The organism is Streptomyces sp. NPDC054961 (assembly GCF_053609145.1).
Genome location: NZ_JBSGWY010000034.1, coordinates 1 through 19649, shown reverse-complemented (window position 1 = coordinate 19649; position 19649 = coordinate 1). Strand labels below are relative to the sequence as shown.

18 protein-coding genes are annotated in these 19649 nt (G+C 74.7%); 10 read left to right on the top strand and 8 right to left on the bottom strand.

From position 1 onward, the window contains the following. Nucleotides 1-166: 166 nt before the first annotated feature. The 3 genes from ACWF9Z_RS26560 to ACWF9Z_RS26550 all read right to left on the bottom strand — a co-directional run bounded on the left by ACWF9Z_RS26560 (nucleotide 167) and on the right by ACWF9Z_RS26550 (nucleotide 4469). On the bottom strand, nucleotides 167-2233 hold the full coding sequence (locus ACWF9Z_RS26560) for a phosphocholine-specific phospholipase C (protein WP_453605872.1): 2067 nt from the start codon (nucleotides 2231-2233) through the stop codon (nucleotides 167-169). 233 nt (nucleotides 2234-2466) lie between these two features. After that, nucleotides 2467-3516 carry an NUDIX domain-containing protein gene (locus ACWF9Z_RS26555; RefSeq protein ID WP_453605870.1) on the bottom strand — a complete coding sequence of 350 codons (1050 nt, stop codon included), beginning with the start codon at nucleotides 3514-3516 and terminating at the stop codon, nucleotides 2467-2469. 134 nt (nucleotides 3517-3650) lie between these two features. Next, a complete protein-coding gene (locus tag ACWF9Z_RS26550) occupies nucleotides 3651-4469 on the bottom strand; it encodes a LysE/ArgO family amino acid transporter (RefSeq protein WP_453605869.1) in 819 nt (272 codons plus the stop codon). Between the two features lie 69 nt (nucleotides 4470-4538). Between ACWF9Z_RS26550 and ACWF9Z_RS26545 the strand changes: the two genes are divergently transcribed. Next, entirely contained in the window at nucleotides 4539-5438 is a 900-nt protein-coding gene (locus ACWF9Z_RS26545) for a LysR family transcriptional regulator ArgP (RefSeq protein ID WP_453605867.1), read from the top strand. Nucleotides 5439-5566: 128 nt separating this feature from the next. Next, nucleotides 5567-5962, top strand: coding sequence for a TOBE domain-containing protein (locus ACWF9Z_RS26540; RefSeq protein ID WP_453605865.1), 396 nt, complete (start codon nucleotides 5567-5569; stop codon nucleotides 5960-5962). Between the two features lie 114 nt (nucleotides 5963-6076). On the opposite strand, the gene ACWF9Z_RS26535 is transcribed toward ACWF9Z_RS26540, so the two are convergent. Next, complete coding sequence (locus ACWF9Z_RS26535; RefSeq protein ID WP_453605863.1) at nucleotides 6077-6670, bottom strand: hypothetical protein; 594 nt, start codon at nucleotides 6668-6670, stop codon at nucleotides 6077-6079. Nucleotides 6671-6929: 259 nt separating this feature from the next. On the opposite strand from ACWF9Z_RS26535, the gene corA reads away from it, so the two are divergent. From corA to ACWF9Z_RS26520, 3 genes are all read left to right on the top strand, one after another. Continuing rightward, nucleotides 6930-8012 carry a magnesium/cobalt transporter CorA gene (corA, locus tag ACWF9Z_RS26530; protein ID WP_453605975.1) on the top strand — a complete coding sequence of 361 codons (1083 nt, stop codon included), beginning with the start codon at nucleotides 6930-6932 and terminating at the stop codon, nucleotides 8010-8012. A gap of 179 nt (nucleotides 8013-8191) precedes the next feature. After that, the gene (locus ACWF9Z_RS26525) at nucleotides 8192-8851 is read left to right on the top strand and encodes a GNAT family N-acetyltransferase (RefSeq protein ID WP_453605861.1); all 660 of its coding nucleotides are present in this window, start codon (nucleotides 8192-8194) and stop codon (nucleotides 8849-8851) included. An 812-nt stretch (nucleotides 8852-9663) separates the two neighbouring features. Next, nucleotides 9664-10509 (top strand): chitosanase, encoded by an 846-nt coding sequence (locus ACWF9Z_RS26520; RefSeq protein WP_453605860.1) that lies wholly within the window; start codon nucleotides 9664-9666, stop codon nucleotides 10507-10509. Here ACWF9Z_RS26520 and ACWF9Z_RS26515 read toward each other — a convergent pair. Beyond that, complete coding sequence (locus ACWF9Z_RS26515; protein WP_453605859.1) at nucleotides 10457-12034, bottom strand: glycosyltransferase family 87 protein; 1578 nt, start codon at nucleotides 12032-12034, stop codon at nucleotides 10457-10459. The genes ACWF9Z_RS26520 and ACWF9Z_RS26515 overlap by 53 nt on opposite strands. Nucleotides 12035-12148: 114 nt before the next feature. On the opposite strand from ACWF9Z_RS26515, the gene ACWF9Z_RS26510 reads away from it, so the two are divergent. The 3 genes from ACWF9Z_RS26510 to ACWF9Z_RS26500 all read left to right on the top strand — a co-directional run bounded on the left by ACWF9Z_RS26510 (nucleotide 12149) and on the right by ACWF9Z_RS26500 (nucleotide 14833). Next, the gene (locus ACWF9Z_RS26510; RefSeq protein ID WP_453605857.1) at nucleotides 12149-13354 is read left to right on the top strand and encodes a molybdopterin-dependent oxidoreductase; all 1206 of its coding nucleotides are present in this window, start codon (nucleotides 12149-12151) and stop codon (nucleotides 13352-13354) included. Then, the gene (locus ACWF9Z_RS26505) at nucleotides 13351-13752 is read left to right on the top strand and encodes a hypothetical protein (protein WP_453605855.1); all 402 of its coding nucleotides are present in this window, start codon (nucleotides 13351-13353) and stop codon (nucleotides 13750-13752) included. The genes ACWF9Z_RS26510 and ACWF9Z_RS26505 overlap by 4 nt, the downstream gene beginning before the upstream one ends. A 106-nt stretch (nucleotides 13753-13858) precedes the next feature. Next, the gene (locus ACWF9Z_RS26500) at nucleotides 13859-14833 is read left to right on the top strand and encodes a class I SAM-dependent methyltransferase (RefSeq protein ID WP_453605853.1); all 975 of its coding nucleotides are present in this window, start codon (nucleotides 13859-13861) and stop codon (nucleotides 14831-14833) included. 84 nt (nucleotides 14834-14917) lie between these two features. Here the strand turns inward: ACWF9Z_RS26500 and ACWF9Z_RS26495 are convergent, their stop codons facing one another. The 3 genes from ACWF9Z_RS26495 to ACWF9Z_RS26485 form a co-directional block, all read right to left on the bottom strand. Continuing rightward, on the bottom strand, nucleotides 14918-15652 hold the full coding sequence (locus ACWF9Z_RS26495; protein ID WP_453605851.1) for a class I SAM-dependent methyltransferase: 735 nt from the start codon (nucleotides 15650-15652) through the stop codon (nucleotides 14918-14920). 232 nt (nucleotides 15653-15884) lie between these two features. Beyond that, nucleotides 15885-16583, bottom strand: a complete 699-nt coding sequence (locus ACWF9Z_RS26490; protein WP_453605849.1) for a TIGR04282 family arsenosugar biosynthesis glycosyltransferase — start codon at nucleotides 16581-16583, stop codon at nucleotides 15885-15887. Then, complete coding sequence (locus tag ACWF9Z_RS26485; RefSeq protein ID WP_453605847.1) at nucleotides 16580-17290, bottom strand: glycosyltransferase family 2 protein; 711 nt, start codon at nucleotides 17288-17290, stop codon at nucleotides 16580-16582. Before ACWF9Z_RS26485 ends, ACWF9Z_RS26490 begins: the two co-directional genes overlap by 4 nt. A 271-nt stretch (nucleotides 17291-17561) precedes the next feature. Between ACWF9Z_RS26485 and ACWF9Z_RS26480 the strand changes: the two genes are divergently transcribed. Both ACWF9Z_RS26480 and ACWF9Z_RS26475 read left to right on the top strand, forming a co-directional pair. After that, complete coding sequence (locus tag ACWF9Z_RS26480) at nucleotides 17562-18329, top strand: response regulator transcription factor (RefSeq protein WP_453605973.1); 768 nt, start codon at nucleotides 17562-17564, stop codon at nucleotides 18327-18329. Further along, nucleotides 18326-19453 carry a sensor histidine kinase gene (locus ACWF9Z_RS26475; RefSeq protein WP_453605845.1) on the top strand — a complete coding sequence of 376 codons (1128 nt, stop codon included), beginning with the start codon at nucleotides 18326-18328 and terminating at the stop codon, nucleotides 19451-19453. The genes ACWF9Z_RS26480 and ACWF9Z_RS26475 overlap by 4 nt, the downstream gene beginning before the upstream one ends. The last annotated feature ends 196 nt before the right edge of the window (nucleotides 19454-19649 follow it).

The window sequence follows — 19649 nt, the reverse complement described above, 5'->3', positions numbered from 1 at the left end:
AACGCGCCTCCCCGGTCAGCCCCCCCCCCCCCGGCGGGGGAGGGCCCCTCCCCCCCCCCCCCCCCCTGGCCCGGTTCCGTGGGCCGGGACGGCGTCAGGAGGACCGGTGGGTCAGGAGACCCGCCCGGTGCCTCAGGAGAACCGGTGCGTCAGGAGGACCGGTGCGTCAGGAGGACCGGTCCGTCAGGATCGCCGGGTCCGAGAGGCCGGCCGCGCCCGTCTCGACCTTGCCCGCGAAGCGGCGCAGGAAGTCCGGCGCCCCGGACGCGGTGACCGTCACGTCGTACCAGCGCTTCGTGTTCTTCAGCGGGACGCTGTACGTGACGCTCGCGCCCTTGGCGACCGTGAGGCGCTTCGGCCCCCCGGCGTAGGCGTTGGTGACCGTCAGGGTGGCGGTCGACGCCCCGGCGTTGGTGAGGGTGAGGTCCAGGTTGCCCGTGGTGGCGTTGTGGCGGGCGGTGACCTCGGGGCCGGGGGTGGTGCCGGGGTTGCGGAAGCCGCGCAGGAAGCCGTTGGGGCCGTGCACGGTCAGGTCGGTGACCCCGGCCGAGTAGCGGGTGTTCCAGGTGTCCGCGATCGACTTGCCGGCCTCGGTGGTGTACGTCCAGGGGGCATCGGTGCGGTTGCCGGAGGTGACGTAGAACTGCGCGCCCAGGTGCGGGCCGCCGCTGAACGTCAGCTGGAACTTGCCGTCCACGGTCAGCGCCGAACCGTCCACGTACGGGGCGTACTTCAGGGCGCGGGTCTGGCGCAGGCCCTTCTCCTGGCGCGGCATGGTGCCCTTGGCGGGCGGCGTGGCCGGGAAGTCGGGGTGGCGCTCGCGGTCCTGCGGGTACCAGGCGCCGGTGTCGGGCAGCGGGGCCGTGGTGGTGTCCTTGCGGGCGAAGTCGAAGGCGGAGGTGAGGTCGCCGCAGACGGCGCGGCGCCAGGGGGAGATGTTGGGCTCGCTCACCCCGAAGCGCTGTTCCATGAAGCGGATGACGGAGGTGTGGTCGAAGGTCTCGGAGCAGGAGTAGCCGCCGGTGCTCCACGGGGAGACCACGAGCATCGGCACGCGCGGGCCCAGGCCGTACGGTCCGGCGACGTATCCGGGCTTGCCGGGGAAGACGTCCAGCGCGGTGGGCGCGGTCGACAGGCCCTGCGCGGCATTGGCCGGGGCGTACGGCGGGACGACGTGGTCGAAGAAGCCGTCGTTCTCGTCGTAGGTGATGAAGAGCGCGGTACGGGCCCACACGTCGGGGTTCGAGGTGAGCGCGTCCAGCACCTGGGCGATGTACCAGGCGCCGTAGTTGGAGGGCCAGTTCGCGTGCTCGCTGAAGGCCTCGGGGGCGGCTATCCAGGAGATCTGCGGCAGCGTGCCGGCGGCGACGTCGGCACGCAGCTTGTCGAAGTAGCCTTCGCCCGCCTTGGCGTCGGTGCCCGTCCGCGCCTTGTCGTGCAGGGCGTCGCCGGGCTTGGCGTTGCGGTAGTTGTTGAAGTAGAGGAGGGAGTTGTCGCCGTAGTTGCCGCGGTAGGCGTCGTTGATCCAGCCCCAGGAGCCGTCGGCGTTCAGGCCGTCGCCGATGTCCTGGTAGACCTTCCAGGAGATCCCGGCCGCCTCCAGGCGCTCGGGGTAGGTGGTCCATCCGTAGCCGGCCTCGGCGTTGTTGAGGACCGGACCGCCGCCCTGGCCGTCGTTGCCGGTGTGCCCCGACCAGAGGTAGTAGCGGTTGGGGTCGGTGGAGCCGATGAACGAGCAGTGGTAGGCGTCGCAGATGGTGAACGCGTCGGCGAGGGCGTAGTGGAACGGGATGTCGTCGCGCGTCAGGTACGCCATGGTCGCGGGCGTCTTGGCGGGCACCCAGTTGTCGTACTTGCCCTTGTTGAAAGCGCTCTGTCCGCCCGCCCAGTCGTGGTTGAGACCCTGGAGGAACTCCATGCCGAGGTCGTCGGACGGCGGCCGGAAGGGCAGCGTCTCCTTCGTCCCGTCGGTCTGGTGGAACACGGACTTGCCGCTGGGCAGGGTCACCGGGCGGGGGTCACCGAAGCCGCGGATGCCGCGCAGTGCGCCGAAGTAGTGGTCGAAGGAACGGTTCTCCTGCATCAGGACCACGATGTGCTCGACATCGGCGATGGTGCCGGTGGTCCCCTGCGCGGGGATGGCGGCGGCGCGGGCGATGCTCTCGTTGAGCATCGTCAGGGCGGCGGCGCCACCGGCGAGCTGCATGAAACGGCGGCGGTTCAGTTCTGCCATGGTGGGACGACCTCTGCGGTTGTGAGGGTGGTTGAGCGCCCCCAGCACAGCGTGCCCGGGGTGCCGGCGGGGGAGCCTGGCATGTCCGTGACGCGTACGCCAGACGAACGGCAGTCGGATTCCGGCGATGTCCGGCCAACTTCCGGGTAACTTCCGGGCAGCCGCGCCACCGGACGGCAGATCGCACCGGCGGGAGGGCGCCACCGCTCGCGCCCTCCCGCCGGGAGCCGGGGTCAGCCGGTGGGGACCGGGCGCCCGGCGTGCAGTTCCACCGGGCCGGTCGACGTGTCCCGGGTCGCGAGGGCGGCCTCGATCTGGCGGCGCAGGGCGGGCTTCGTGAGCGTGGAGAGGCCGGCGGGGGGCACCGCCCGCCATTGGAGGAGTTCCGTCCCGGGCAGCCGGATCCGGGACAGGGCGGCGGAGTCCAGGGTGCCGCCGTCGTAGAGGAACCGGACGCGGGCCGGGTAGCCGGGCCGGTGGGACCAGTTGACGGCGAGGAGCCGGCCCGGGGTGATGTCGAGGCCGAGTTCTTCCCGGACCTCGCGGCGGGCGGCGGCCCGCGGGATCTCGCCGACGTCGCTGTCGACCCCGCCGCCCGGCAGGTGCCAGTGGTCCGGGTTGCCGTACGCGGGCTGCACGAGGAGGACCCCGCCGTCGGCGTCGGTGAACAGCACGCTCGCCGCCGTGAGGGCCTTCGGCCGTGCGGCCCGGTGGTCGGCGGTGGTGAAGGCCCCCGCGTGCTCCAGTGCCGCCCGGCGCTCCGGGCCGAGCCCGGCAGGGGAACCGGGCTGGGGGACACCGTCGATCAGGTGCGCGAGGGAGCCCGCGTACAGGGCCGCCAGGGCGGCGCGCAGCCGGGGCGCGGTCCGGGCGGGCAGGGCCTCGTAGGCCTCGTCCGGCGTGAGCCAGCAGGCTTCCGTGACCTCGCCGTCCGGGAAGGAGAGCGCGGAGGCCTCCGCGGGCGTCAGCGGTCCGACGAGGTGGACGTGGACGACGAGGGAGCGCCCGAGCGGCCCCGGCGGGCGGGAGTCGACGGCGAGCAGCCGTCCGACCGGCACGCTCAGGTCCAGTTCCTCCTTCAGCTCGCGCGCCAGTCCCTCCTCGGGGGTCTCGGTGTCCTCCACGCCACCGCCGGGCAGCTCCCGTTCGGTCTTGTACGAGGTGGTCAGTACGAGGACGCGCCCGCGCGGGTCCAGCACGACCCCGGTGGCGGCCACGAGGGGGGAGGGCTGGGCGGCGTAGTGGGCGCGGACCGAGTCGGAGTAGGGGGGTTGATCCGGCACGGGAACTCCTGGAGGTGCGGGGCGTGCTGACGTCCGGTGGGCGGGAGGCGAAGTGATCCGTACCCACTCGTGGACTGTCCATGGGGTGGACTTGGCGCGCTGGTCGCAGGCCGGGGTGAGGGCGGGGCGCGCCCTCAGGCGCGGGCCAGGAGCAGGCCGCCCATCGTGACCATGGTCGCCGCCACCAGTCCGTCGAGGACCCGCCAGGCCGAGGGCCGGGCGAGCAGGCCGCTGAGGAGCCGGGCGCCGTAGCCGAGCGCGCCGAACCAGGTCAGGCTGGCCAGGGCGGCCCCGATGCCGAAGGCCCAGCGCAGGTCGCCCCGGTCGGCGGCGAGGGAGCCGAGCAGCAGCACGGTGTCGAGGTAGACGTGCGGGTTGAGCCAGGTCATGGCGAGGCAGGTCAGCACGGCGCGTCGGGCGGCGGCGCGGCCGGCCGGCCGGGCCTTGGCCTTGGCCGGGGTCGGGGCCTTGGCCGGGGCCGTGGTCGTCGTGGTGGTGGCGGCGCCGGTGGCGCCGCTCGTGGGGGTGTCCGGGCCGGTGCCCGTGTCCGTGCCCGTGTCCGTACCCGTACCCGTACCCGTACCCGTACCCGTACCCGTGTCCGTGTCCGGGCCCGTGGTGGTCGCGGTGTCCTCGGCCCGGAGGGCGGCGCCGGGGGTGGGGCGCAGCACCCGGCGGGCGGCGAGGACTCCGTAGCCGATCAGGAAGGCGCCCCCGACGAGCCCGACCAGGGTGAGGGCGGGCGGCCACGCGGTGACGAACGCGCCGACGCCCGCCACCCCGAGGGCGATGAGGGCCGCGTCCGAGAGGGCGCATATGGCGATCACGGCGAGGACCGACTGGCGGCGTACGCCCTGGCGGAGTACGAAGGCGTTCTGGGCGCCGATGGCGACGATGAGGGAGAGCCCGGTTCCGAAACCGGCCAGGGCCGCCGGGATGATGCCGTGTGTCATGCCGTCGACGGTAGGCAGCAATGTCTGAGTAGTACAGCTAAAGATTCTTACGTAGCATTAGTGACTGTGATGGACGAGCTGCCTGTGGACCAGGTGCGGACGCTGCTCGCGGTGATCGACGGGGGCACCTTCGACGCGGCGGCGGCCGCCCTGCACGTGACTCCTTCCGCGGTCAGCCAGCGCGTCAAGGCGCTGGAGCAGCGGACCGGGCGGGTGCTGTTGATGCGGACCAAGCCGGTACGGGCGACGGAGTCCGGGGAGGTCATCGTCCGCTTCGCCCGGCAGCTGGTCCGGCTGGAGCGCGACGCACGGGCGGAGCTCGGCCTGGCGCCGGGCCCGGGAGCGCCGGTGCGGCTGCCGATCGCGGTCAACGCGGATTCGCTGGCCACGTGGTTCCTGCCGGCCCTGACCCGGGTGCCGCAGGACCCGCCGGTCTGCTTCGAACTGCACCGCGAGGACGAGGGGTACGCGACCGCGCTGCTGCGGGACGGGCGCGTGATGGCGGCCGTGACCTCGCAGTCGGAGGCGGTGGCGGGCTGCACGGTACGGACGCTCGGACGGGCGCGCTATCTGCCGGTGGCGAGCCCGGGGTTCGCGGCCCGGTACCTCACGGGGACGGTGGAGCACGACCTGCGGACGGCCCCCGTCGTCGTCTTCGACCGGCGGGACCTGATCCAGGACCGCTTCGTGCGGATGGTGACGGGGAACGAGGCCGCCAGGGCGTCGGAGGTGCGGCACTACGTCCCCACGTCGGAGGGGTTCTGTGACGCGGCGGTCGCCGGTCTGGGCTGGGCGATGGTGCCCGAGGCGCAGGCGGGGCCCCTGGTGGAGGAGGGGCGGCTGGTGGTGATCGCGCCGGGCCGCAAGCTGGACGTACCCCTGTACTGGCAGCAGTGGAAGCTGGACTCGCCCGCGCTGTCGAGGGTGGCGGCGGTGATCGTGGCGGAGGCGGCGGAGGCCCTGCGCTAGGCCGCCGACGTCGCGCCCGCCCCGCGGGAGGCGAGGCGATGTCGACGACAGGCCCGGGGCCGGGGTACTTGTGCGGCACCAGGCCTTTGGCCTGCGGCGGGGCCGCCGGCAGGGCATAGGCTGCGCGCATGGAGTCCTACACGATCGGCCAGGCGGCGCGACTGCTCGGCGTCAGCGTTGACACGGCCCGGCGGTGGGCCGACGCGGAGCGGTTCCCGACGCGTCGGGAGGGCGCGCGGCGGATGGTGGACGGGCCGGACCTGGCCGCCTTCTGCGTGGAGGTCGCCCAGGAGGGCGGCGACGGGGACGAGGGAACCCCGTACACCTCGGCGCGCAACGCCTTCCCCGGCATCGTGACCGGCGTGAAGCTGGGCACGGTCGACGCGCAGGTGGAGATCCAGGCCGGGCCGCACCGCGTCGTGTCACTGCTGACCCGGGAGGCCGTGGAGGAACTCGGCCTGGAGGTGGGGGCGCGGGCGACGGCGCGGGTGAAGTCGACGAGCGTGTTCATCGACCGTACGTGAGCACCGCTGTCGCTGTCCCTGTTGCCGCCGCCGCCGGATCCGTAGCCTGACGCACCGGTGCCGCATGCCGAACGCCGCGTCCGGCATGGGGCACGGGGCATGCGGCATGCCGGCTCAGCGTACGGAGGCCCTCAGAAGGTCGGCGGCCTCGCGCGCCGCTTCGACGGCTCCGGCGCGGGCGGCCTCGCGGTCGCTGTCGGCGCGGGTGTAGGTGAGGTCGACGCGCACGTTGCTGAGGCGGAAGCAGACCTGGGCGACGGCGGGGCGTTCGGGGTCGGCCGTCCGGAAGCGGAGGAACGCCTCGTCGCCGACGCCGGGGATCTCCGCAGGGGTCGTCTTCTCCCAGCCAGACGTCGTCTCGCGCTCCTCACGGAGGTCCTCGAGGGCGAGTTTCTCGGTCAGGACGAAGGACTGCAGGAAGACGCCGCCCCCCTTCGGGCCCTCCTCGCGCGCGGCCGACCAGCTGCACGAACCGTGGTCGTCGCGGCCTCCGTAGGACGTGGGCACCAGCCGGTGGACCGTCTGCGGGGACACCAGCTCGCAGGGGTGCGGATCGGCGGTGAAGTCGCCCGGGTGGCTGCGCTGCCAGTGCTTCCACGCCGCGAGGCCGCAGCCCGCGACGACGAGCACGGAGATCAGGACGAACGCGATCAGAGCGGCGCGCTCGCGGAAGGGACGGCGCGCGGGCCCGTCGGGGGGTGTGGTCACCGCGGCAGCATAGGGGCCGGGCCGGGGGGGCTGCGTAAACGTTTCTGCTCATTCTCGTCCTGCCGTCCCCTGCCGTCCCCGGCGGATCGGCGCCGCGCCCGGGCACCCGCCGGCCCGGCCCGTACGCGAAGGCGGCGGCGGCCTGGTGCCGCGCGACGTTCCCGCGCCGCGCCACCCGCGACAGCGGGGGCGGCGCCGCGCGTGGCGGCGCCGGTGGCACACTGGCCGGTGTTCAGCCGAAGGGGAGTACGTCTTGTCCATGTTCAGCAACCTGCGCCGGGTCGTGCGCCGCAGCTACCGGCGGGCCGTCGACCTCAGCCACCCGGCCCGGTCCCCGCTCGGCAGCGCCGTGGTCAACTGCCTGGTCTACCGCAACGGCGAACGGCAGGACGGCTGCGCCGACGTCGGCGAGGCGCTGAGGCGGGTCCGCAAGACGGGCGACGCGTTCGTCTGGATCGGCCTGCACGAGCCGCCGCAGGCCGAGCTCGCCGGGCTCGCGGAGCTGTTCGGTCTCCACCCCCTCGCGGTCGAGGACGCGGTCCACGCGCACCAGCGGCCCAAGATCGAGCGCTACGACGAGACCCTCTTCGCGGTCTTCAAGACCGTGCGCTACGTGGAGCACGAGGAGCTGACCGCGACGAGCGAGGTCGTGGAGACCGGCGAGCTCATGGCGTTCGCCGGTGAGGACTTCGTCATCACCATCCGGCACGGCGGCCGAGGCACCCTCGGGCCGGTCCGCGAGGCCCTGGAGGCCGATCCCGAGCAGCTGGCCAAGGGGCCGGTCGCCGTCCTGCACGCGATGGCCGACCACGTGGTCGACGAGTACGTGGCCGTCACGGACGCGGTGCAGAACGACATAGACGACGTCGAGACCATGGTGTTCAGCGAGCACGGCGGCCGCGGTGACGCGGGCCGGATCTACCAGCTCAAGCGCGAACTGCTGGAACTGCGGCGGGCGGTGGCCCCGCTGAGCCGGCCGCTCCATCAGCTGAGCACGCAGCCGATAACGGTCATCCCTCCGGAGATGCGCACGTACTTCCGTGACGTCGCCGACCATCTGACCCGCGCCACCGACCAGATCGGCGCCTACGACGCCCTCCTCGACTCGATCCTCCAGGCCCACCTCGCGCAGGTGACCGTCGCCCAGAACGAGGACATGCGCAAGATCACCGCCTGGGCGGCCATCGTCGCCGTCCCGACGATGGTCTGCGGCGTCTACGGCATGAACTTCGACAACATGCCGGAACTGCACTGGGCTTACGGATATCCCCTCGTGCTCGGGGTGATGGCCGTGGCCTGCTTCGTCATCTACCGGGGGTTCCGGCGCAACGGCTGGCTCTGAGCGGCAGTCGCGCCCGCGCGCGGGCGCCTGCCCGGCGAGGGCGAGGACTGGGGCGGTGGCGGGGACGCGGCGGCGGCGGGGAAATCCCGGTGAGGTCGGCCGCCGGTCCCGGATAGGGTCCGCCCATCGGTCGAGCGGTACGGGAATCGCGGAACAGGCGGGTCGGCATGGAGTCGGGCATGGAGTCGGGCACGGGGTCGGGCACGGGGTCGGGCACGGAGCGGGCGAGGGTGGCGGCGACGGCCGAACTGGTCGGGGAGCGGGTGCGGCTGGAGCCGCTGGAGCTCCGTCACCACGACGGCCTGTGCGAGGCGGTGCGCGAAGGCAGCCTGTGGGAGCTCTCGGTGACGATCGTCCCGCACCCGGACGAGGTCCGCGGCTTCATCGAGGACGCGGTCGCGGCGCGCGCGGAGGGCACGCAGATCCCCTACGCCACGGTGGACGCGGCGACGGGGCGGGTCGTCGGCTCGACCCGGCTGATGATGATCAACACCACGCACCGGCGGCTGGAGATCGGCTGGACCTTCCTCGCCGCGTCCCGGCAGCGGACCGGCGTGAACGCCGAGGCCAAGCTGCTGATGCTGACGCACGCCTTCGAGGTGATGGGGATGAATCGGGTCGAGCTGCTCACGGACGTGCGCAACGCGAAGTCGCGGGCGGCGATCGAGCGCCTCGGCGCGACCCAGGAGGGCGTGCTGCGCCACCACATGATCATGCGGGACGGCTGGGTCCGGGACACGGCCGTGTACGCCATCACGCGCCCCGAATGGCCAGAGGCGAAGCGGTCCCTGGAGGCCCGACGGGCCGCGGGCCGCGCCGCGGGTCCTGCGGCCGGTTGATCCCCGCGAGACCGTGACGCCGGGGACACGGGCCCGGTCGTGGGAGGTTCGGCGGCAGCGGGCAGCGGGCAGCGGGCAGCGGGCAGCGGGAGGCGGGAGGCGGGAGGCGGGAGGCGGGCGGTCTGGTGGGACGCCCTGCGAGTCCCACCGCCGCCGGTTGAGCCGCGGCGGCCTGTGACGTCCGGGATACGGGCCCCGGCCGCCGAGGGGGCCCGTACCGGGACCTCGGCGGCCGGCGCCGGGCGCCCAGGGGGAGTGCGGCGGGGCCCGGCATCCCCCTCGACCGGCCTCACCCACGGGGACGTGCTGCTCCTCGCGTCCACCGGGGCCGGCGGTGGACGGGCACGGGCGGATCCGCGGCCTTGCGGCAGCGCGGCGGCGGTCGGTGCTTCTCCGTGCGCGAGGGCCGCCCTCGGTGGCTCCCTCCTCCTCCGCCGCGCGCGGGTTCGGCCACGTTCCTCTTGCCCGTGCGTCTCCCGCGGCTCCCTCGGGGCGCACCTGCGTGAGGAGGCCTCGTCAGGCCCGGGCAGGCCCCGTCGTGCCTCGTCGTGCCTCTCGTCTGCCAGGGGTTGCGCGTCGGACGCTGCCGGCCGGTGCGCGAAGGTTCGTCAATTTCCGGTACCGAGACGCGCATCCACGCGGGTGTTCGCGCTGGTCAGTGCCCAGGGCGACCCCTGTCGGGGCCGCCGGCCGCGAGGCGGGTGCCGCGCGCAAGTGATTCGGCCGGTTCCGGGGTCTTGAGTCGGCGAGAGGTCTGGTAGTAAAGTTTCCTAACGAAGCCCCCCGAGCATCAACTCCCTTATGGAGGCCCCGTGTTCACCCCTCACCGCAAGCGACTGGCCGTCAGTGCCGTACTCGGCGCTGCCCTGATCGCCGTACCCGTCACCGCCCACGCGACCGCCGCCACCAGCGCGGACCAGGCCGCCGTGAGCGCGTCCGCGGCCGCCGCCGTCGGGCTCGACGATCCGGTGAAGAAGGACATCGCCATGCAGATCGTCTCCAGTGCCGAGAACTCCTCGCTGAACTGGAAGGCGCAGTACAAGTACATCGAGGACATAGACGACGGCCGCGGTTACACGGCGGGCATCATCGGCTTCTGTTCCGGAACCCACGACATGCTCGAACTCGTCGAGTACTACACGAGCATCAAGCCGGGCAACGTGCTCGCCAAGTACCTCCCCGCCCTGCGGAAGGTCGACGGCAGCGATTCCCACTCCGGCCTCGACCCCAACTTCACCAAGGACTGGGTGAAGGCGGCGGGCGACTCCGACTTCAAGAAGGCCCAGGACCACGAGCGCGACCGGGTCTACTTCAACCCCGCCGTCAACCAGGGCAAGGCCGACGGGGTGGGCGTGCTCGGCCAGTTCACCTACTACGACGCGATCGTCATGCACGGTAACGGCGGCGACTCAACCAGCTTCCGCAACATCCGCAAGCGCGCCCTCTCCAAGGCCAAGCCCCCGTCCCAGGGCGGCAACGAGGCCACCTGGCTCAACGCCTTCCTCGACGCCCGCGTCTGGGCGATGAAGCAGGAGGAGGCGCACAGCGACACCAGCCGCGTGGACACGGCGCAGCGGGTATGGGTCAAGAAGGGCAACTTCAACCTCAACACCCCGCTGGACTGGAAGGTTTACGGGGACTCCTTCCACATCGGCTGATCCGAGCCGCCCGCCCCGCCGCCCGCACCGCCCCCGGTCCGGCCGTCTGCCGGGCTCCCGGAGGCGACGGCGACGGTGCCCCGGCGTCCGCCCCGGCCTCCACTCCGGCCTCCGTGCTGGCTTCCGCCCCGGCCTCCGCCGCGGCTTCCCGCCGGGCGCCCCGCCGGGCCGCCCGGCCTCGTACCGCCGACGCCACCAGGACCGCCGCGCCCGCCAGCCCGTACGCCACGGGGACCGTCTGCTCACCGAGCGCGCGCACCGACACGTACGCCGCGGCCCCCGCGACCGCCACGCCCAGCCACTCCGCGCGCCCGTCCAGGGCCACCAGCGCGATCAGGAGCAACGCGTACCAGGAGTACCCCGGCGTCATCAGCAGGAACGCCGTCCCCGTCACCAGCAGGGCCGCGCTCCAGGGGCGTTCGGGATCGCCGCGCCGCCACACGTACGCCACGACCGCCAGCATCCCGACCGCGACCGCGGGTACCGACCACGAGTCCGGGAGCACCAGGCGCAGCAGCGCGTAGCGGCCGCCCGAGCCGGGGTCCTCGTACCCCTCCTCCTGCGCGTAGCCGCCCAGGTACCCGAAGACGGACGACCGCGAGGCGAGCGCGTACGGCAGGTACGCCAGCGCCACCACCGCGGCCGCGGGCACCAGCAGCGCCGCCGCGTCGCGCCATCGCCGTACGCCCGCCAGGGCGCCCGGCAACAGCACGGCGGGCAGCAGTTTCGCCGCGATGGCCAGCCCGAACAGGGCGCCGCCCAGGGCCCGTCGGCGCACGACCACCCCCAGCGCCGCCACCGACAGCAGCACGGCGAGCACGTCGACGTGCGCGTTGTTCACCGCCTCGACCGCCACCGCCGGACACCAGGCCCAGTACGCGGCCGTACGGAGCCGCGCGCCCCGGCGGTGCTGGACCAGCAGCAGCGCCCCCGTGACGGCCAGCGCCAGCAGGGCCCCGCCCGCCTGAAGGGCCTTGTGGCGCACGCCCGCCGGCGACAGGGCGTGCACGACGGCGAAGTACCCCTCCGCGACGGGCGGGTAGACGGTGTGGACGGCGGGCCGGTTGATCCGGGTGCACACCCCCGGCTCGATGACCACCCGGTCCGGGTGCCCGGTGCAGGCGGCCCCGCCCCGGGGGAACAGCCAGTCGTCGCGCAGGGCGCGCAGCCCCGGATCGGCGGGGGCGTGGTCGTACGGGGAGATCCCGGCGGCCTGTACTCGCCCGTCCCAGGCGTAGCGGAAGGAATCCGTGCTGGTCAGCGGCGGCCCGGCCAGACCCGCGGCGCAGGAGGCGACCGCACCCCCCAGGACGAGCGGGACCACCCAGCGGGCCGGTACCCGGCGCAGCGACCAGAGGGCCGCCGCGAACAGCGCCCAGGCCGCCGCGTACCACCACGTCAGCCCCGCCGGGTCGGAGAAGTAGCCCTCCTCGCGGACGGCCGGCGCGAGCACGGCGGTGAGCGCGGCGAGCAGCAGCACGGTCAGGGCGACGCGGAGGCGGGGGCGCGGGCGGGGGCGGTTCATACGGGTCAGCCTGGCAGCGGAGGCGGGTGCCGGGCGTGCGACCCGGCCCGGTGTCCGCGTTTCGTAAGGTGTCGAAGCGTCCGTGAGGGGCCCGGCGGCGCTCTGATGGAGGACATGACGCCGCCCGATCCGCCGCCCCCCGCCCCGCGGCCCTCCGCCGCGCCCCGGAAGAGGGGGCCCAGGCTCTCGCTCCCGCCGGTCCGGCCGCCGTCCTTCTCCGGCCGTCTCCACGATGCCCGGACCGCCACCTCCGTCGGCCGCTGGCTCGGCGCGGCCTTCCTCGTCTGCTTCGCGACCGGGCTGGTCAGCCACTACCTCCAGCACCCGCCCGGCTGGGCCGCCGACCTGCTGCCCAGCCGCCCGGTCTGGGGCTACCGGTTCAGCCAGGGGCTGCACATCGCCAGCGGACTGGCCGCGATCGTGCTGCTGCTGGTGAAGCTGTGGACGGTCTACCCCCGGCTGTTCGTGTGGCCGCCCGTGCGCGGCGTCCTGCACGCGGTGGAGCGGCTGTCCGTGGCGGTCCTGGTGGCCTCCGCGGTCCTGCAGGTGTTCACCGGCCTCCTCAACATCGCCGAGTGGTACCCGTGGCCCTTCGGCTTCATCCAGACGCACTTCGCACTGGCCTGGGTGGTGACGGGCTCACTGCTCCTGCACGTGGCCGTCAAAGCCCCCGCGATCAAGGCCCATTGGAGCCGCCGTTCGCCCGGCACGCTCGAACTGCCCGCCCAGGACGGCCCCGACCGGCGTTCCCTGATGCTCGGCGTCGGCATGGCCGTCGGAGCCGTCACGCTCACCACCGTCGGGCAGGCCTTCACGCCGCTGGCACGCCTCGACCTGCTCGCGCCGCGCCACCCCGGCCACGGACCGCAGCGACTGCCGGTCAACCGCACGGCCGCGGCCGCCGGAGTCACGGTCCGGGCCGTACGGGACTGGCGGCTGGACGTGCGCGGACCGGCCCCGTACAGCCTGACGCTCGATCAGCTCCGGTCCATGCCGTGGTCGCAGGCGCGGCTGCCGATCTCGTGCGTGGAGGGCTGGAGCGTGGACGCGCGCTGGGGCGGCGTCCGGATCCGCGACCTCCTGGCGAGGGCGGGCGCCGGCCCCGGAGCCGGGCTGCGCGTCACCTCGATGGAAGCGGGGGGCGCGTACCGGGTGATGGAGATGGGCCGCGACTACGCCGAGGATCCGCTGACGCTGCTCGCCCTCGAACTGAACGGCCAGGTGCTCGACCTCGACCACGGATACCCGGCGCGCGTCATCGCGCCGAACCGGCCCGGGGTGCTGCAGACCAAGTGGGTCACGCTGCTGGAGGTGCTGTGAAGACCGCGCGGTGGGTGCTGGGCGGCTGCGGGCTGCTGCTGATCGCGATCGGAGGGCGGCTGCTCTCGGTCCTGCCCGACCCCGTCGGCGTCGTGGTGTGGCTGGGTGGCGGCCTCGTCCTGCACGACGGGGTCATCGCGCCGCTCGTCCTGGCGGTCGGGATGGCGGTCGCGGCCGTGCCCGCGCGGGGCCTCGTACGGGGAGCCCTGCTGACGGGGGGCGCGCTCGTACTGATCACCCTGCCCCTGCTGCTGCGCCCGGGGGCGCCCCCGAACCCGTCGGCGCTGCCGCTGCCGTACGGACGGAACCTGGCCGTCGTGCTCGGCGTGGTGGCGGTGACCGCGCTGGCGGTGGCACTGGCGCGGGCCCGGACGGCTCGGCGCGGGCGGCCGCGCTGAGGGCGGGAGGCGGGCCGCTTGCGGCTGAGGGCGTGGAGAGCGCCACCTTCTTGCGCAGTACGCAAGAAGGTATGCACCATGCGCAACTCGCTCCTAGGGTCGGACCATGCACACGGACCAGCACCGCCACGGGCACGACCACCAGCAGCACGAACACCAGCACCAGCAGCACGGCCACCAGGGGCAGGGCACGGGCGGCGGCCACGACCACGGCCCCGCCGACGAGACGGCCCTCGCCGACATGCTCGACCTCGACGGCGAGGTCCTGCACGACTACCTCACCGAGGTGACCGGCCTGCTCCACGACCTGGCCCGGTCCGGCTCGGCCCGGTCCGGACCGGACCAGGGCCACGCCGGCGAGGCGTCGCCCGTCCGCCGGATCCTCGACGTGGGCAGCGGCACCGGCACCGGCACCCTGGCCCTCCTCCGGCGCTTCGAGCACGCCGAGGCCACCGCCCTCGACCTCTCCGAGGGCATGCTGCGGCGCCTCGAGGACAAGGCCGCCGCCCTCGGTCTCGCGGACCGGGTCCACACGGTGCGCGCGGACCTGGACGCGGCCTGGCCCCCCGTCGGCCCCGCCGACCTGGTGTGGGCGTCGGCCTCCCTGCACCACATGGCGGACCCGGGCCGGGCCCTCGCCGAGGCCTTCGACGCGCTGCGCCCGGGAGGACTGCTCGCGGTGGCCGAGTTCGGCACGTTCCCGCACTTCCTCCCCGAGGACATCGGCAGCGGCCGCCCCGGGCTCGAAGCCCGCGCGCACGCCGCCGTCGACGCGGCCCGCTCCGCGTCCATGCCGCACATCGACTCCGACTGGGGCGCGCTGCTGACCGCGGCGGGATTCGCCGTCGAGGCGCGGCGGCCCTTCTCCGTCGAGCTGACGGATCCGTCGCCCGCGGCCACCAGCCGCTACGCACGGGCCTGCCTGGGCCGCATCCGCGACCACCTCGGCGACCGGCTCGACGCCGAGGACCTGGCCGCGCTCGGCACCCTCCTCGACGGCGAGGGCCCGGACTCGCTCGCGCACCGCTCCGACCTCGTCGTCCGCACGGAGCGCACGGTGTGGGTGGCCCGTCGACCGTGAGCCGGGTCCCCTGCGCGGCGGTGCGCGGGGGCGCCGGCGCCCTGGACGTACGGCCCGGTGAGGGGACCCGTGGGCGGGGAGGGCCTACGGGGCTCCGGCCGGGCTGGTCAGTACCGCGAAGGTCCGGCCCGCCGCCGTCCAGGTGCCCGCCGGGGCCCAGCCCGCGGCCGCGGCGTGCCGGGTCAGGGCGGCCGGGCCGACGCGGGCCCAGGGGAACGGCGCGCCGAGGCCGCCCCGGCCGTCGGCCACGCGGACCTCGCAGCGCTCGTCCACGTCGGCCTCCGGATCCGTCTCCGGGTCCGTCTCCGCGCACTCCACGATCAGCGAACCGGTCACCGCCACCACCTCGGCCATCCGCCGCAGCAGCGCCGTCGGGTCGCCGCCGATGCCGATGTTGCCGTCGATCAGGAGCGCCATGTCCCAACGGCCTTCTCCCGGAAGGGAGTCGAAGACCGACCGGTGGAGCGCCGTACCGCCCGCGCGGGCGGTACGGGCCACCGCCTCGGGGCTGACGTCGATGCCCAGCGCCCGGTGCCCCCGGGCGGCGAGCGCCGACACCAGCCGGCCCGGACCGCACCCGATGTCGAGGACCGTGCCCCGGCAGCGCCGCAGCACCGTCCAGTCCGCCCCGTCCGGAGCCTCGCACCAGCGCTCCACGTCCAGGGGCAGCAGCCACCCGTCGCCCCGCCGCAGATAGAGCGGACCCTGGCCGCTGCGCAGGGCCACGGTGTACGGGTCGGCGGTCCAGGCGGCCGCCGAGGTCCCCGCCGTGCCGGGGCCGGCGTCCGTGCCGGTCGTGGCAGGGATGAGCGTGCTCATCGGCACACCGCCGGCCGCGCCGCGAGCACGCCGTCCGGCGCCGCGCCGGGGGCGACCGGCCGGGCACTGCCGCCGGGCAGGGCCGGCCGGTCGGGGCCCGCCGTGGCCGGTGCCGGCGCGTACGCGCTCGGGGTGACCGGTCCCGCCTCCGTGGTGAGGGCCGTCCCGGGCGGCCGCGCCGAGGACCCGTTCGCCCCGGCCGGGCTCGTCTCCCCGGTGGGAGGGAGCGGGCTCATCGGTGTGCCAGGCCGGTGAGGGCCGTCAGCTGCGAGGCGAAACGGCCGGCCGGGGCCTCGGCGGCGACCAGGTGGGCGTCGGCCGCCGTGTCCACGTCCCGGAGCAGGGGCAGCCGTCCGGTGCGCAGGCCGGCCGCGCGGAGGCGCTCGTACTGGACGGTGCCCGTGGCGGCGGTCGACATCGGTACCCCGCGCAGGAGCGCGGGGTCCGGAGCGGCCAGCCCGAGGGCCCAGAACCCGCCGTCGGCGGCCGGGCCGAACCACGCGTCGTGCGCCGACCAGTCGACCTCCAGCAGGTCCGGGGTGACCTGCGGGGTGTCCATGCCGATCAGCAGCGCGGGTCCGGCGCAGGCGGCGAAGGCCGCCGCGAGCCGCAGGTCCAGGGTTCCGGCGCCCTGCGGGAGCACCTCGAAGCCCGGCGGCAGCCACGGCCCGGGGCGGCCCTCCAGCACCAGGATCCGGCGGTCCGCGGGGGTCCGGGCCACGGCGGCGAGGGTGTCGGCGAGCGCGGCCTCGGCCAGCCGGGCCGCTTCGACGGGGGAGAAGGGCGGCGTGAGGCGGGTCTTGACCCGGCCCGGCACCGGCTCCTTCGCGATCACGAGCAGCGTGGTCGGCGAGGTCGGCGAGGTCGGCGAGGTCGGCGAGGTCGGCGAGGTCGGCGAGGGCGACGCATGCGGGGTACGCGGCGTGGTCATCGGGAACCCCCGGCGGGGGAGTCGAGGGCGGGCCGGACCACGGGCGGGTCCGCCAGGACCCGGCTCATGTCGCGGACCGCCTGCCACGTGCCCCGCCAGGTGCCCGTCACCTTCGACTTCCCCGACCGCGGCAGGTACGGCACGTCCACCTCCCGGATCCGCCAGCCCGCGTCCGCCGCCCGGACCACCATTTGCAGCGGGTAGCCGGAGCGCCGGTCCGAGAGGTCCAGTCCGAGCAGGTGCTCCCGGCGCGCGGCCCGCATCGGGCCCAGGTCGCGCAGCCGCAGCCCGGTGCGCCGGCGCAGCAGCCGGGCCAGCGCCAGGTTCCCCGCCCGGGCGTGCGCCGGCCAGGCGCCGCGGCCCTGGGGTCGTCGTCGTCCGAGCACCAGATCGGCCTCGCCCGCGGCGACGGCGGCCACGAAGCCTGCCAGCAGCCCGGGATCCAGGGAGGCGTCGCAGTCGCAGAAGCAGACGAGGTCCGCCTCGGACGCGAGCAGCCCGGCGTGGCAGGCGGCGCCGAAACCCCGCCGGGGCTCCCGCACCACCGTCGCGCCGAGCGAGCGCGCGAGGTCGGCGGAGCCGTCGGTGGAGCCGTTGTCCACGACCAGGGGCCGCCAGCCGGCGGGGATGCGGGCAAGGACCCAGGGCAGGGCCTCGGCCTCGTTCAGACAGGGAAGTACGACGTCTACCGTCAGGGTTTCGCTCACGATTTCACCGTATGAACCGCGGCCCCCCGAAAGGGCCGCGGACTCCTTACGAAACGCGGACGTCGACCCGCACGGTCCCCGTCGGCGGTGCCGACCCGCGTCGGCGGATGGGAGGCTGGACGCCATGAGCGGCACGGGCACGAGCAGCGGCGGTACGAGCGGTAGCGGGACGGAATCGACGCCCGGGGTGCGCGCGACACCCGGGGCTCGCGAGGCCCTCGGGACGTCCGGTGCCTCCGGTGCCTCCGGGACGTCCGGGGCGTCCGGCCGGATCCTGGTCGTCGACGACGATCCGACCGTGTCCGAGGTCGTCACGGGCTATCTGCGGCGCGCCGGTTTCACGGTGGAGACGGCCGCGGACGGCCCGGCCGCCCTCGTGTGCGCCGGGCGGACCCGCCCGGACCTGGTCGTACTGGATCTCATGCTGCCGGGGATGGACGGGCTGGAGGTGTGCCGCAGGCTGCGGGCGAACGGCCCCGTGCCGGTGATCATGCTGACCGCCCGCGGGGACGAGGACGACCGCATCGCGGGGCTGGAGACGGGCGCCGACGACTACGTGACGAAGCCCTTCAGCCCGCGGGAGCTGGTCCTCCGGGTGGCGTCCGTACTGCGGCGCGGCGCGGCTCAGGCGGCCACCGCGGACGCCGGAGCCGCCGGAGCGGCCGGATCGGCCGGAGGACGGGAGGCCAGGCTGACGGGCGCCGGGATCACCTTGGACCCGGCCACCCACCGGGCCGCCAAGGAGGGCCGTGAGCTGGCCCTCACGGTCAGGGAGTTCGATCTGCTGGCGCACTTCCTGCGGCATCCCGGACAGGCGCACGGCCGCGAGGACCTGATGCGCGAGGTGTGGGGCTGGGACTTCGGGGACCTCTCGACGGTGACCGTGCACGTACGCCGCCTGCGCGCCAAGGTCGAGGACGACCCCGGGCAGCCGCGGCTGATCCAGACGGTGTGGGGCGTGGGCTACCGCTTCGAACCGGGCGGGTCGCGGCCGGACGGCTGGTACCCGGCCGGCTCGGGAGAGGAGCTCCCCGCGTGAAGGACGTCCTGCTCATCGCCCTGTTCGCGTTCGGTGGCGCGGTGTGCGCGGGGGCGCTCGGCGCGCTCGTGCTGAGGCTGGTGCGCCACCGGTCGGTGGCGGTGTCCCTGACCGTGATCGCCGCCGTGGCGGTGACGGCCATGCTGGCCGGGACGCTCGCCGTGGCCCAGGCGATGTTCCTCTCCCGGCACGACCTCGGGGTGGTCACCTTGGTCGTGGCGATGGCGGCGGTGGTCTCGCTGGCCACCGCGCTGCTGCTGGGACGGTGGGTGGTGGCCCGGAGCCGTGAACTCTCGGTGGCCGCACGGGACTTCGGTGACGGCGGCAGTTTCGCGGCGCCGCCCGGACTGGCGACGGCGGAACTGGCCTCGCTGTCCCGGGAACTGGCGGCGACGAGCGGGAAACTGGCCGCGTCGCGGGAGCGGGAGCGGGCCCTGGAGAAGTCCCGGCGGGAGCTGGTGGCCTGGATCTCGCACGATCTGCGGACCCCGCTGGCCGGGTTGCGGGCCATGTCGGAGGCGCTCGAGGACGGCATGGCCGAAGACCCGGAGCGCTACCACCGCCAGATCCGCACCGAGGTGGACCGGCTGAACTCCATGGTCGGGGACCTGTTCGAACTGTCCCGGATCCACGCGGGGGCGCTGGCGCTGAGCCCGAGCCGGATGTCCGTGTACGACCTGGTGGGTGACGCGCTGTCCGGGGTGGACCCGCTGGCGCGGGAGCGCGGCGTACGGCTGGTCGGCGAGGCGGTCGACCGGTTGCCGGTGGAGGTGGACGGCAAGGAGATGACCCGGGTCCTCGCGAACCTGCTGATCAACGCGATCCGGCACACCCCGGCGGACGGGACGGTGGCGATCGCGGCCTCGCTGCGGGCGGGCGCGGTGGTGGTGTCGGTGACGGACGGATGCGGGGGCATCCCGGCGGAGGACCTGCCGAGGGTCTTCGACACGGGCTGGCGGGGCACGTCGGCGCGGACGCCGGTGCCTTCGGCGGGGGCGGGGCTCGGGCTGGCGATCGTGCGGGGCATCGTGGAGGCGCATGCGGGGCGGGCGGTGGTGAGGAACGTGCCGGGGGGTTGTCGCTTCGAGGTGACCTTGCCGGCCCCGGGCCCGGCCCCGGCCTGACCGGGCCCCGGGCCCGGCCCTGGTCTGGCCCAGGCCCGGCCTGACCGGGCCTCGGGCCCGGCCCGAGGCTGACCCGTTCGGTTCGGGTCCGTGGGCGGGTGCGGGTGCGGGTCCGTTGCGGGGGGGGGGGGGGCGGCGGCGCGCGGGGACACATCCCCCGCTGCCGTCGAGTAGGGGGGGGTGGGTGGCGGGGGGC

Bases quoted from the DNA above. Each gene is read 5' to 3' on its own strand.
- ACWF9Z_RS26540 (WP_453605865.1), top strand. From the start codon at position 5,567: ATGGAGTCCTACACGATCGGCCAGGCGGCGCGACTGCTCGGCGTCAGC.
- ACWF9Z_RS26495 (WP_453605851.1), bottom strand. From the start codon at position 15,652: ATGAGCACGCTCATCCCTGCCACGACCGGCACGGACGCCGGCCCCGGC.
- ACWF9Z_RS26510 (WP_453605857.1), top strand. From the start codon at position 12,149: ATGACGCCGCCCGATCCGCCGCCCCCCGCCCCGCGGCCCTCCGCCGCG.
- ACWF9Z_RS26515 (WP_453605859.1), bottom strand. From the start codon at position 12,034: ATGAACCGCCCCCGCCCGCGCCCCCGCCTCCGCGTCGCCCTGACCGTG.
- ACWF9Z_RS26560 (WP_453605872.1), bottom strand. From the start codon at position 2,233: ATGGCAGAACTGAACCGCCGCCGTTTCATGCAGCTCGCCGGTGGCGCC.
- ACWF9Z_RS26545 (WP_453605867.1), top strand. From the start codon at position 4,539: ATGGACGAGCTGCCTGTGGACCAGGTGCGGACGCTGCTCGCGGTGATC.
- ACWF9Z_RS26490 (WP_453605849.1), bottom strand. From the start codon at position 16,583: ATGACCACGCCGCGTACCCCGCATGCGTCGCCCTCGCCGACCTCGCCG.
- corA (WP_453605975.1), top strand. From the start codon at position 6,930: ATGTTCAGCAACCTGCGCCGGGTCGTGCGCCGCAGCTACCGGCGGGCC.
- ACWF9Z_RS26500 (WP_453605853.1), top strand. From the start codon at position 13,859: ATGCACACGGACCAGCACCGCCACGGGCACGACCACCAGCAGCACGAA.
- ACWF9Z_RS26550 (WP_453605869.1), bottom strand. From the start codon at position 4,469: ATGACACACGGCATCATCCCGGCGGCCCTGGCCGGTTTCGGAACCGGG.
- ACWF9Z_RS26525 (WP_453605861.1), top strand. From the start codon at position 8,192: ATGGAGTCGGGCACGGGGTCGGGCACGGGGTCGGGCACGGAGCGGGCG.